General features: G+C 73.7%; 11 protein-coding genes. 8 read left to right on the top strand and 3 right to left on the bottom strand.

The annotated features are described in order from the left end of the window. The coding region (locus tag ABEB07_RS36940) for a glycosyltransferase 87 family protein (protein ID WP_345672431.1) at positions 1-802 on the bottom strand (802 nt) is incomplete at its 3' end. A gap of 192 nt (positions 803-994) precedes the next feature. Here ABEB07_RS36940 and miaB point away from each other — a divergent pair. Both miaB and ABEB07_RS36950 read left to right on the top strand, forming a co-directional pair. After that, entirely contained in the window at positions 995-2515 is a 1521-nt protein-coding gene (gene miaB, locus ABEB07_RS36945; protein ID WP_345672433.1) for a tRNA (N6-isopentenyl adenosine(37)-C2)-methylthiotransferase MiaB, read from the top strand. Positions 2516-2658: 143 nt separating this feature from the next. Continuing rightward, positions 2659-3372 carry a class III extradiol ring-cleavage dioxygenase family protein gene (locus ABEB07_RS36950; RefSeq protein WP_345672434.1) on the top strand — a complete coding sequence of 238 codons (714 nt, stop codon included), beginning with the start codon at positions 2659-2661 and terminating at the stop codon, positions 3370-3372. Between the two features lie 133 nt (positions 3373-3505). Here ABEB07_RS36950 and ABEB07_RS36955 read toward each other — a convergent pair whose 3' ends face one another. Both ABEB07_RS36955 and ABEB07_RS36960 read right to left on the bottom strand, forming a co-directional pair. Beyond that, on the bottom strand, positions 3506-3805 hold the full coding sequence (locus ABEB07_RS36955) for an antitoxin (protein WP_345672435.1): 300 nt from the start codon (positions 3803-3805) through the stop codon (positions 3506-3508). 24 nt (positions 3806-3829) lie between these two features. Further along, positions 3830-4048 (bottom strand): gliding motility protein, encoded by a 219-nt coding sequence (locus tag ABEB07_RS36960; RefSeq protein WP_345672436.1) that lies wholly within the window; start codon positions 4046-4048, stop codon positions 3830-3832. A gap of 222 nt (positions 4049-4270) precedes the next feature. On the opposite strand from ABEB07_RS36960, the gene miaA reads away from it, so the two are divergent. The 6 genes from miaA to hflX all read left to right on the top strand — a co-directional run bounded on the left by miaA (position 4271) and on the right by hflX (position 12698). Then, the gene (gene miaA / locus ABEB07_RS36965; RefSeq protein ID WP_176150793.1) at positions 4271-5209 is read left to right on the top strand and encodes a tRNA (adenosine(37)-N6)-dimethylallyltransferase MiaA; all 939 of its coding nucleotides are present in this window, start codon (positions 4271-4273) and stop codon (positions 5207-5209) included. 107 nt (positions 5210-5316) lie between these two features. Further along, positions 5317-5817: a hypothetical protein gene (locus tag ABEB07_RS36970; RefSeq protein WP_164589601.1), complete on the top strand. Its 501-nt coding sequence runs from the start codon at positions 5317-5319 to the stop codon at positions 5815-5817. An 86-nt stretch (positions 5818-5903) separates the two neighbouring features. Beyond that, a complete protein-coding gene (dapF, locus tag ABEB07_RS36975; protein WP_176150794.1) occupies positions 5904-6773 on the top strand; it encodes a diaminopimelate epimerase in 870 nt (289 codons plus the stop codon). A 301-nt stretch (positions 6774-7074) separates the two neighbouring features. Further along, positions 7075-9264 carry a RelA/SpoT family protein gene (locus tag ABEB07_RS36980; protein WP_345672438.1) on the top strand — a complete coding sequence of 730 codons (2190 nt, stop codon included), beginning with the start codon at positions 7075-7077 and terminating at the stop codon, positions 9262-9264. A gap of 197 nt (positions 9265-9461) precedes the next feature. After that, positions 9462-10955 (top strand): M1 family metallopeptidase, encoded by a 1494-nt coding sequence (locus ABEB07_RS36985; RefSeq protein WP_345672439.1) that lies wholly within the window; start codon positions 9462-9464, stop codon positions 10953-10955. A 249-nt stretch (positions 10956-11204) separates the two neighbouring features. After that, positions 11205-12698, top strand: coding sequence for a GTPase HflX (hflX, locus tag ABEB07_RS36990; RefSeq protein WP_164584929.1), 1494 nt, complete (start codon positions 11205-11207; stop codon positions 12696-12698). Positions 12699-12807: the final 109 nt, after the last annotated feature.

Here is a 12807-nt window from a genome sequence, read left to right on the forward strand (position 1 = left end):
CGCGCGGCACCCCGAGGCGCGGCAGCACCGCCGGCCAGGAGCAGTCGAACGGCCGCATCAGGGCGTCGCCGCCCCTGAGGAGGAAGGGCAGCGTGCGGGTGAAGAACCCGCCCGGGTCCGGCATGATCATCGCGATACCCGCGGACAGCGCCACCGGCACCAGCACCATCCAGGCCAGCGCCCGCCACCGCCGGGCCAGCACCAGCAGCAGCACCACCGGCACCAGCAGCGGCTTCACCGCCACGGACAGCCCGAGCACCACCCCGGCCGCGTCCCAGCGGCCGCGGTCCGCCAGCAGCAGCGCGGCGGGCAGCGCGAGGACGCTCACCGCGGTCCAGTTCCCCAGGTCGATCAGATGACCGACCGGAACCCAGCACAGCACCAGCCCCAGCAGCCCCAGCACCGCGAACCGGGAGCGCGCCGGCACGCGGAACAGGCGCACGGCGCACCACCACCCGGCCGCGACGAGCCCCACGCACACCAGGGGCGCGGCCACCCGCAGCACCGGCGTCGGCAGCGCCGCCTGCGCCGCCGCGAACAGCACGGCGCTCGGCAGATACAGAAACCGCCGGTCGGCGTAGGGGGCGCCGCCGTGCAGCCAGACCTGCCCGGCGTGGACGACGAAGGCGTTGTCCATGCCTCCCTGCCGGTGCACGAGGGCCACGTGCGCCGCGCGGCCCAGCAGGACGAGGAACAGGACGGCGACCGGGACCGAGCCGGCCGGCCGCAGGAGCCAGGCGCGCGGCGCCGGGCCCGCGGGCGCCTGCGGTGCGGAGGTCCGCAGGGCGTCACGAAGCTGCATCACGTATCTGTCACTGTCCGGGAGGGGCTGCGGCACCGAGTGGCACCGAGTGGTGAGGAATGTCCCCATTCTGGGTCTTTCGTCCCCTTGTGGGAGGCAGGTGCGCCCCGTGTCGCGACCGCGCCGCGCGCCGTGCCCCCGCGCCCCCGCACACCGTCCGGGGGCACTTCGCCGAGCGCCTACCCTTAGGGCATGAGCAGCATCGACCGGAGCCGAGAAGTGGGCGTCACTCGCAGCTATGAGATCCGCACCTACGGGTGCCAGATGAACGTCCACGACTCCGAGCGGCTGGCCGGGCTGCTCGAGGACGCGGGCTATGTGCGGGCGCCGGAGGGCTCGGACGGCGACGCGGACGTCGTCGTCTTCAACACCTGCGCCGTACGCGAGAACGCCGACAACCGGCTCTACGGCAACCTCGGCCGCCTCGCCCCGCAGAAGACGAAGCGGCCCGGGATGCAGATCGCGGTCGGCGGCTGCCTGGCGCAGAAGGACCGGGACACCATCGTCAAGAAGGCGCCCTGGGTGGACGTCGTCTTCGGCACGCACAACATCGGCAAGCTGCCCGTCCTGCTGGAGCGCGCCCGCGTCCAGGAGGAGGCGCAGGTCGAGATCGCCGAGTCCCTGGAGGCGTTCCCGTCCACGCTGCCGACCCGGCGCGAGAGCGCGTACGCGGCCTGGGTGTCGATCTCGGTCGGCTGCAACAACACCTGCACCTTCTGCATCGTCCCGGCGCTGCGCGGCAAGGAGAAGGACCGCCGCCCCGGCGAGATCCTGGCCGAGGTCGACGCGCTGGTCGGCGAGGGCGTCAGCGAGATCACGCTGCTCGGCCAGAACGTCAACGCCTACGGCTCCGACATCGGCGACCGCGAGGCGTTCAGCAAGCTGCTGCGGGCCTGCGGGAACGTCGAGGGCCTGGAGCGGGTCCGCTTCACCTCGCCGCACCCGCGCGACTTCACCGACGACGTGATCGCGGCGATGGCCGAGACGCCGAACGTGATGCCGCAGCTGCACATGCCGCTGCAGTCCGGCTCGGACCCGGTCCTGAAGGCGATGCGCCGCTCCTACCGCCAGGAGCGCTACCTCGGGATCATCGAGAAGGTCCGCGCCGCGATCCCGCACGCCGCGATCACCACCGACATCATCGTGGGCTTCCCCGGCGAGACCGAGGAGGACTTCGAGCAGACGCTGCACGTGGTGCGCGAGGCGCGGTTCGCGCAGGCGTTCACCTTCCAGTACTCCAAGCGGCCCGGCACCCCCGCCGCCGAGATGGAGAACCAGGTCCCCAAGGAGGTCGTCCAGGCGCGCTACGAGCGCCTCGTCGCCCTCCAGGAGGAGATCTCCTGGGCGGAGAACAAGAAGCAGGTCGGCCGCACGCTGGAGCTGATGGTCGCCGAGGGCGAGGGCCGCAAGGACGGCGCCACGCACCGGCTGTCCGGCCGCGCGCCCGACAACCGCCTGGTCCACTTCACCAAGCCGGACCAGGAGGTGCGCCCCGGCGACGTGGTCACCGTCGAGATCACCTACGCCGCCCCGCACCACCTCCTGGCCGAGGGCACGGCGCTCTCCGTGCGGCGCACCCGCGCGGGCGACGCCTGGGAGAAGCGCACCGCCGCCGAGGCCGCCAAGCCGGCGGGCGTCATGCTGGGCCTGCCGAAGATCGGCGCCCCGGCGCCCGCGCCGGTGCCGTCCGGCAGCGGCTGCGGCTGCGACTGACCGCCCGGCCGGGAACCCGGGACGCCGGGGCAGGCGTGAGGACGCCCGGGGGCGAGACGGCGGGGCAGGCGTGAGACGCCGGGGGTGAGACGACGGGGCGGGTGCGAGACACCGGGGGCGCTCTCGGGGTTACGCTGCCGATCATGCTTGTCGCCGCCGCAGTCTGCCCCTGCCCGCCGCTCCTCGTGCCCGTGGTCGCCGCCGGGGCCGCGCCCGAACTGGACGCCGCGCGCGCCGCGTGCGCGGACGCGCTCGGTGTCCTCGCCGCCGCCCGGCCCGACCGCCTGGTGGTCGTGGGCCCCACCGAGGAGGCCGGCCACGGACCGTATCCGGAGGGCGCCCGGGGCTCGTTCCGCGGCTTCGGCGTCGACGCGGACGTACGGCTCGGCCAGGACCGGGGCGCCACAGGGGAGCGCGGACTGCCGGTGTCGCTCGCGGTCGCCGCGTATCTGCTGGAGCGCACGGGCTGGGCCGACGCCCCGGTCGAGGGGCTGGGCGTGGACGCGTCGCTGGCGCCCGAACGCTGCCTGGCCGCCGGCCGTGACATCGCCGCACGGGCCGGCCGGGTGGCGCTGCTGGTGATGGGCGACGCCAGCGCCTGCCGGTCGCTCAAGGCGCCCGGCTACCTCGACGAACGGGCCGAGCCCTTCGACGCCGAGGCGGCCCGTGCGCTGGGCGCGGCGGACGTGGCCGCGCTCGCGGCGCTGGACCCCGCCCTGGCGGCCGAACTGAAGGCGTCGGGCCGCGCCCCGTGGCAGGTGCTGGCCGGCGCGGCCGAGGACGCCGACCTGGCCGGCGCCCTGCTCTACGACGAGGCCCCCTACGGCGTCGGCTACCTGGTGTCGACCTGGACCTGAGCCACCACGTCACCGCCCCGGCCGCTCGCCGGGGAACCGACCCGGCGGACGGCCGGAAAGCGCTGCTTCCCGGCCGTCCGCCGCTGTCCTGCCGCCGTCCTGCCCGTGGCCGGCCGACCGGCCGGCGGCCGCCTCAGGACGTGGGCGGGGGAGGCGTCCGCGGGGGTGTGCCGGGCTCACCGCCCCGTGCCGGGTCGGAGCCGACGCCATGCCCCGGTCCGTCGCCCTGGTGGGCGAGCCGGTCCACGGCCTCCTTGGCCTTGTCCGTGCCCGCGTGGATCTTCTCGCGGTACTTGCCCTTGGTCTTCTCGTCGACCACCTTCGCCGCCCGGTCGAGCCCCTGGCCGATCGAGCCCCCGTGCCGCTGCGCGAGGTCCGAGACCTTCTCCTTGGCCGGGCCGAGCCTGGCCTTCATGTTGTCCAGCAGACCCATGGTTCACCCTCCCGTACGGGACAGTCATGTGCGGGCGCCCTTGCCGGTCTCCTGTTCGGCCGCCTCGTCGGCGGACTGCTGCTTGGGGATCTCCACACCGTCGGCACCGCCGGTCTCCGGCGCGGCCCCGGCGCCGTCGTCCCCGGCCTGTGCCGCCTTCGAGTCGTCCCCGGCGGCGCCGTCCGCCTGTACGTCGTCCGTCGCCGCGCCGGCCGGCTCCTCGGCGACCGACGTCTCCGCCACAGCCTCGGACCTCCGGAAAAATCGCGCAAAAACGCCCATGTCAACTCCATACGTTACTTGTGCGGGCGAAATCCCGCGTGGTCCGCTGTGTCCGTGCGCGGCGCCCGCACCACCGCCGGTCGTGATCCGGCCACGGGAACCTCTCATCGGGCAACGAGGGCGTGACCGTGTCGTCACGTAACTCGTTCGAGGCACCCCCATGGGGTTTGCGAAACTGGTGCGGTGAGCAGCGCACCCCCCGCACCCCGCGTCATCGCCGTCGTCGGCCCGACCGCGGCCGGAAAGTCCGATCTCGGCGTCTTCCTGGCCCAGCGCCTGGGCGGCGAGGTCGTCAACGCCGACTCCATGCAGCTCTACCGAGGGATGGACATCGGCACCGCGAAACTGACGCCCGAAGAGCGCGCCGGCGTACCGCACCACCTCCTGGACGTGTGGGACGTGACGGTCACCGCCTCCGTCGCCGAGTACCAGCGCCTCGCGCGGGAGCGGATCGACGCCCTGCTGGCCGAGGGCCGCTGGCCGATCCTGGTCGGCGGCTCGGGCCTCTACGTCCGCGGCGCCGTCGACAACCTGGAGTTCCCCGGCACCGACCCGGAGGTCCGGGCCCGGCTGGAGGAGGAGCTGACCCTGCGCGGCTCCGGCGCCCTGCACGCCCGGCTGGCCGCCGCCGACCCCGAGGCCGCGCGCGCGATCCTGCCCGGCAACGGCCGCCGCATCGTCCGGGCGCTGGAAGTGATCGAGATCACCGGCCGCCCCTTCACGGCCAACCTTCCCGGCCACGACTCCGTCTACGACACCGTGCAGATCGGCGTCGACGTGGCCCGCCCCGAGCTGGACGAGCGCATCGCGCGCCGGGTGGACCGGATGTGGGAGGCGGGGCTCGTCGACGAGGTGCGGGAGCTGGCGGAGCGGGGCCTGCGGGAAGGGCGTACGGCCTCCCGCGCGCTCGGTTACCAGCAGGTCCTGGCGGCGCTCGCGGGCGAGTGCACGCTCGACCAGGCGCGCGCGGAGACCGTGCGCGCCACCAAGCGCTTCGCGCGCCGACAGGACTCCTGGTTCCGGCGCGACCCGCGCGTGCACTGGCTGAGCGGGGCCGCCGCGGACGTCACGGAACTTCCGCACCTGGCGCTGGCGTTGGTCGAACGACCGGTTACAGCCTGATCACGTGATGGCATCGGGACGCCCAGGCCGTCATCCAGGCCTCCGGCGGCGTGCCATCATCGTGCTCGATCGACCGAGTGAAGTCCTAGTGGGGAGGGCGCGTGGCGATGGAGGCCGGCCCTCGCGACACCGCGCAAGGCGGCAGCGAGCACATCACCGCTGAGCACGCCGGTGCGGAGACGGACGAACCGTCGCTCAGCCCCGACGGCCCCGACGGGACGCAGGGCGGGGTGACCGCGGACGGTCCGGAGCCCGACGAGATGTTCGCCGGGCCCGAGGTGGAGGTCGAGCTGCGCCCGCAGCGGCGGCTGCGCATCTGGCAGCTGGCGCCCATCGTGGGCCTGGCCGCCGTCGGCTCGCTGATGTTCGCCTTCCCGCTGGCCTTCGACGGCGACAGCGGCGCGATGATCGCCATGCTGGGGCTGCTGATCTGCTCCTGCGCGGCGGGCTGGGGCATGATGGCCGCGCGCCGCGTGGGCTACACCTGGCCGGGCCTGCCGCCGCGGGGCGCCGGACGACGGGCCGACTGGCGGCTCATCGGCGCCTACGCCCTGATCGTCGCCGTGGTCGTCGTCCTCGCCGTCTGGCGCGTCGCCCGCCTGCGCTAGGGGCCTGCCCGGCGGAACCCCCTCGTACGCCCGGAGCGACCGGGACGGCCCGGGGGCCTGTCGTCCCCACACCGTACGATCGAGACATGAGCTCCCGCATCGCCTTCCTGAAGGGGCACGGCACGGAGAACGACTTCGTGATCCTCCCCGACCCGGAGAACGCCCTCGACCTGCCCCCGGCCGCCGTCGCCGCCCTGTGCGACCGGCGCGCGGGCATCGGCGGCGACGGCGTGCTGCACGTCGTGCGCTCGGCCGCGCACCCGGACGCCCGCCACCTGGCGGCCGAGGCGGAGTGGTTCATGGACTACCGCAACGGCGACGGCTCGGTCGCGGAGATGTGCGGCAACGGCACACGGGTGTTCGCGCGCTACCTCCAGCACGCCGGGCTCGCCGCCGAGGGCGACCTCGCGATCGCCACGCGCGGAGGCGTGAAGAAGATCCACATCGCCAAGGACGGCGACGTCACCGTCGGCATGGGCAGCGCCCGGCTCCCCGAGGGCGAGGTCACGGTGAGCGTCGGCGAGCACAGCTGGCCCGCGCGGAACGTGAACATGGGCAACCCGCACGCGGTGGCCTTCGTCGGCGATCTCGCCGACGCCGGCGACCTGCTCTCCCCGCCCCCGTTCCGCCCGGCCGCCGCCTACCCGGACGGGGTGAACGTCGAGTTCGTCGTCGACCGCGGCCCCCGCCACGTCGCGATGCGGGTGCACGAGCGCGGCTCGGGAGAGACCCGCTCGTGCGGCACGGGCGCCTGCGCCGTCGCCGTCGCGGCCGCCCGCCGCGACGGGGCCGACCCCGCCGTCACCGGCACCCCGGTGACGTACACGGTCGACGTGCCCGGCGGCACCCTCGTGATCACCGAGCGGCCGGACGGCGAGATCGAGATGACCGGCGCCGCGGTGATCGTCGCCGAGGGCGAGATCGCGGCGGACTGGCTGGAAAGCGTCGTCGGCTGACCGTCCGCCGGTCGGCCGTTCACCCGGCCGGCCGACCGGGAAGCGGCCGGATCCGATGCCGTAGATCCAGGTGGGAGCGGGAATCCACGGTCACCCGCACGACAGGTGACCGAAAACCGTAAACCTCCGAATCGTCGCTCGAATGGGTGATCCGTTTCACGCTCCCCGAGAGGTGGTCGGCCGAGTGTGCTGGGCTCGGTAGCATCAAGCACCGGCCCGGACGGGGGATCCGACGCCAGACCCCTGAGCCGAGTAGGCCCTGGGGCACCCCGTCCGCCGGTCCACGCAGCCGGAGGTGCCCATGAGTGCGGATGCCACGAATCCCGCGGCCCCGGGAGCGGTGGTGCCGGCGGCGCCCCGCAGAAGGGCCCGCCCGCGGCTCGATCTGCGCCGTCTGGGCCGGGCCGCGCTGCTCGGCCCCGCCGCCCGCGACCGCCTGCCCGACGCCATCGGCCACGTCGCCGAGGCCCACCGCGCCCACTACCCCGACGCCGACCTCGAACCGCTGCGCCGCGCCTACGTCCTGGCCGAGTCCTCGCACCGCGGCCAGATGCGCAAGAGCGGCGAGCCGTACATCACGCACCCCTTGGCCGTGACCCTCATCCTCGCCGAACTCGGCGCGGAGACCACGACGTTGACCGCCTCCCTGCTCCACGACACCGTCGAGGACACGGACGTCACCCTCGACCAGGTCGGCGACGAGTTCGGCGCGGAGGTCCGCTACCTCGTCGACGGCGTCACCAAGCTGGAGAAGGTCGACTACGGCGCCGCCGCCGAGCCCGAGACCTTCCGCAAGATGCTCGTCGCCACCGGCAACGACGTGCGGGTGATGTCGATCAAACTCGCCGACCGGCTGCACAACATGCGCACCCTCGGCGTCATGCGCCCGGAGAAACAGGCCCGGATCGCCAAGGTGACCCGGGACGTGCTCATCCCGCTCGCCGAACGGCTCGGGGTGCAGGCCCTCAAGACCGAACTGGAGGACCTGGTCTTCGCGATCCTCCACCCCGAGGAGTACGCGCACACCCGCGAGCTGATCGCGGAGAACGCGAGCCGGACCGCCGACCCGCTCACCGAGGTCGCCGAGCAGGTGCGCGGGGTGCTGCGCGAGGCCGACATCGCCGCCGAAGTCCTCGTCAGGCCACGGCACTTCGTCTCCGTGCACCGGGTGTCGCGCAAACGGGGCCGGCTGCGCGGCTCCGACTTCGGCCGGCTGCTGGTGCTGGTCAACGAGGACGCCGACTGCTACGCCGTCCTCGGCGAGCTGCACACCTGTATGACACCGGTGGTCTCGGAGTTCAAGGACTTCATCGCGGTCCCCAAGTTCAACCTGTACCAGTCGCTGCACACCGCCGTCGCCCACCCCTCCGCCCGGACGGACCCGTCCGGCGGGACCCCCGCGGACGGCCAGACCGTCGAAGTCCTCATCCGCACCCACCAGATGCACAAGGTCGCCGAGGCCGGCGTCGTCGCGCTCGGCAACCCCTACGCCCCGCCCGCGGAGGAGCAGACCGCCGGCGACGGCGAGCGCGTCGACCCCACCCGCCCCGGCTGGCTCTCCCGCCTGCTGGACTGGCAGGAGGCCGCGTCCGACCCCGACACCTTCTGGTCCACCCTGCGCCAGGACCTCGCCCAGGACCGCGAGATCACCGTCTTCGGGCCCGACGGCGGCACGCTCGGCCTGCCCGAGGGCGCCAGCTGCGTGGACGCCGCGTACGCCCGGTACGGGCAGGACGCGCACGCGTGCATCGGCGCCCGCGTCAACGGCCGCCTGGCCCGGCTGAGCACCGTCCTGAAGGACGGCGACACCGTCCAGCTGCTCCTGGACCAGGACCCCGCCTCCGGACCCTCCCGGGAGTGGCTCGAACACGCCCGCACCCCGGCCGCGCGCATCGCCATCCAGCACTGGCTGGCGGCCCACCCGGCCGCGGCCGACGAGGAGCCCGAGCCGGAGCGCGACCCGCGCGAACCGGCCCCGGAGACCGCCGACGCGCCCGGCGGACCGGTGCCGGGCGGGCGCGGCGGCCGGCCCGGCGCGGCGGGAGCGGTGGTCGTCGACGGCCCCCACTCCGCCGTACGGCTCGCCGGCTGCTGCACGCCCGTACCGCACGACCGGGTCGCCGCGTTCGCCGTGCGCGGGGGAGTGGTGACCGTGCACCGCGTCGAGTGCGCCGGGGTCACGCGGATGAAGAGCACCGGGCGCGCGGAGGTCGGCGTGCGCTGGGGGGACACCGCCGGATGCCGGGTGACGCTGCGCGCCGAATCGTTCGGCCGCCCCCATCTGCTCGCCGACCTGACCGAGGCCATCGCCATGGCGGGGGGCGAGATCGTCTCGGCGACCGTCGCGCCGCCGGCCCAGCAGCGCGTCCACCACACCTACACCCTCGAACTCCCCGACGCCTCCCGCCTGGCCGCCCTCATGCGGGCGATGCGCGGCGTCCCGGGCGTCTACGACGTCAGCCGCGCCCAGCCGCAGCCGCCGGAGGCGTGAACCGGCACCGCAGGGGGCGTGCCGGAGCTAGGAACCGGCACCGCAGGGGGCGTGCCGGAGGCGTGGACCGACACGGCAGGGGGCGTGCGGGAGCACGCGGAGCAACCGGCTGACCCTCCGCACCGGAACGACCCGATCGGGTGGCTCAGGCGCGCGCCGCCGCCGAACGTGGGCTACGCGCTGATAGCCGTGTGTGCATGCCGCGCACCCCCCGTCACCGCGTCCCGCGTCGCCTGAAGGCGACCCTCCTCGCGTCCGCCGCCTCCGCCGCCTGCGTCTGCCTGCTGGCCGCGAGCGCCCCGCCCGCCCCGCTCGGCGTCGGCGACCGCCTCTTCCCCTACCTCGGCAACCCGGGGTACGACGTGTCGGCGTACGACCTCTCCTTCGCCTACTCCGGCGACAACGCCAAGCCGCTCCAGGCCGTCACCACCATCGACGCCCGCACCACCCGCACCCTGGAGAGCGTGAACCTGGACTTCACGCACGGCACCGTCGAGTCCGTCGAGGTCGACGGCGCGCCCGCCGCCTTCGCCTTCGCCGGCGAGGACCTCGTGATCACCCCGCGGACCCCGCTGCCCGAGCACCGCCGCACCCGCATCACCGTGCGCCACACCAGCAACCCGGTGCCCGAGAAGGGCCGGGACGGCGGCTGGGTGCAGACCGCGGACGGACTGGCCATGGCCAACCAGGCCGACGTCGCCCACCTGGTGTTCCCGTGCAACGACCACCCCTCCGACAAGGCGATGTTCACCATCCACGTGACCGCGCCCGAGGGCTACACCGCCGTCGCCAACGGCCTGCCCGCGCGGACCGCCCGCACCCGCGAGGCCACCACCTGGACGTACCGCACCCAGCACCCCATGGCCACCGAACTGGCCCAGGTCTCCATCGGCCGTTCCACCGTGCTGCACCGCCCCGGCCCGCACGGCCTGCCCGTACGCGACGTCGTCCCCGCCAAGGACCGCGCCGCCCTCGAACCCTGGCTCGCCAAGACTCCGGATCAGATCGCCTGGCTGGAGGACAAGATCGGCCGCTACCCGTTCGAGACGTACGGCGTGCTCATGGCGTCGGCGAAGACCGGCTTCGAACTGGAGACGCAGACCCTCTCCCTGTTCGAAAAGGACCTGTTCACCGACGCCGCCTACCCGAAGTGGTACGTCGAGTCGGTCATGGTGCACGAGCTGTCCCACCAGTGGTTCGGCGACAGCGTCAGCCCCCGCACCTGGTCCGACGTGTGGCTCAACGAGGGCCACGCCACCTGGTACGAGGCCCTGTACGCCGAGGAGAAGGCGAACCGGCCCATGGAGGCCAGGATGAAGGCCGCCTACGGCGCCTCCGACGGCTGGCGCGCGGCCGGCGGACCGCCCGCCCGGCCCAAGGCCCCGAAGGCCGGCGAGAAGATCAGCATCTTCCGCCCGAACATCTACGACGGCGCGGCCCTCGCCCTGTACGCGCTGCGCCAGGAGATCGGCAAGCCGGCCTTCGAGCGCCTGGAGCGCGCCTGGGTGGCCGACCACCGGGACGGCACCGCGACCACCGCCGACTTCGAGAGCCTCGCCACCCGGATCGCCGGACGCGACCTGAGCGCCTTCTTCCAGGCGTGGCTGTACGGCGAGAAGACCCCGCCCATGCCCGGCCACCCGGACTGGAAGCAGGCGCCGCCCCAGAAGTCGGTGAAGTCGAAGAAGTGACGGTGCGGGCGGACCGGTGACAGGGAACGGGTGACGGGGAAGAGGTGACAGGGCGGGCGAGCGGGGGAATAACACCGTGACGAGACGGGCCGTGCCGTGCGACCATCTTCCGGTCGGCGCGGCCCGGCGCCGGGAATCTCCCGGACCGCCCGGACGTTGTCGACAGTGACGGAGTGGCTGCCGCACCGGATCGGACTCGGCCGCGGCTCCCGCGCCGCACCACGGTTTCCCCAACGACGTAAGGACCCAATGACCTCCTCTTCTTCCTCTTCCCAGGCCACCAAGCGCTTCGCGCACAACGATCCCGAAGGTCTCCGGGCCGATGCCCTGATGGAAGAGGACGTCGCCTGGAGCCACGAGATCGACACGGAGCGGGACGGCGAGCAGTTCGACCGCTCCGAGCGCGCGGCCCTGCGCCGCGTCGCGGGCCTCTCCACCGAACTCGAGGACGTCACCGAGGTCGAGTACCGCCAGCTGCGGCTGGAGCGGGTCGTGCTCGTGGGCGTCTGGACCTCGGGGACCGTGCGGGACGCGGAGAACTCGCTCGCCGAGCTGGCCGCCCTCGCGGAGACCGCGGGCGCGCTGGTGCTCGACGGCGTCATCCAGCGCCGCGACAAGCCCGACGCGGCCACCTACATCGGCTCCGGCAAGGCCAACGAGCTGCGGGACATCGTCCTGGAGACGGGCGCGGACACCGTCATCTGCGACGGTGAGCTGAGCCCGGGCCAGCTGATCCACCTCGAAGACGTCGTCAAGGTCAAGGTCATCGACCGCACGGCCCTGATCCTCGACATCTTCGCCCAGCACGCCAAGTCCCGCGAGGGCAAGGCGCAGGTCGCGCTCGCCCAGATGCAGTACATGCTGCCGAGGCTGCGCGGCTGGGGCCAGTCGCTGTCCCGGCAGATGGGCGGCGGCAAGGGCGGCGGCCTCGCCACCCGCGGTCCCGGTGAGACCAAGATCGAGACGGACCGGCGGCGCATCCGCGAGAAGATGGCCAAGATGCGCCGGGAGATCGCGGACATGAAGACCGGCCGCGAGATCAAGCGCCAGGAGCGGCGCCGCAACAAGGTGCCCTCCGTCGCCATCGCCGGCTACACCAACGCCGGCAAGTCCTCCCTGCTCAACCGGCTCACCGGCGCGGGCGTCCTGGTCGAGAACGCGCTGTTCGCGACCCTGGACCCGACCGTGCGCCGGGCCGAGACCCCGAGCGGGCGGCTCTACACGCTGGCCGACACCGTCGGTTTCGTCCGGCACCTGCCGCACCACCTGGTCGAGGCGTTCCGCTCCACCATGGAGGAGGTCGGCGACTCCGACCTCATCCTGCACGTGGTGGACGGCTCGCACCCGGACCCGGAGGAGCAGCTGGCCGCCGTGCGCGAGGTGATCAGGGACGTCGGCGCCACCGACGTGCCCGAGATCGTCGTCGTCAACAAGGCGGACGCGGCCGACCCGCTGGTGCTCCAGCGGCTGCTGCGGGTGGAGAAGCACTCCATTGCGGTGTCGGCCCGCACCGGCCGGGGCATCGCCGAACTGCTCGCCCTGATCGACGATGAGCTGCCCCGCCCGTCCGTCGAGGTCGAGGCGCTGGTGCCGTACACGCACGGCAAGCTGGTCGCCCGCGCCCACACCGAGGGCGAGGTGATCTCCGAGGAGCACACCGCGGAGGGCACCCTGCTCAAGGCCCGGGTGCACGAGGAGCTGGCCGCGGACCTGGCGCCGTACACGCCGGCGTCCGCGCTGTAGGCCCATCCGGTCACACGCGTAGAGGGTCCGCCTCCCGATATCAGGGAGCGGACCCTCCACGTGTGTCCGGGAGCGGCGCGCCGGCGGCGGCCCGGCGCGCGTAGCGGGC

This window comes from Streptomyces similanensis (assembly GCF_039543625.1).
GTDB lineage: Bacteria > Actinomycetota > Actinomycetes > Streptomycetales > Streptomycetaceae > Streptomyces > Streptomyces similanensis.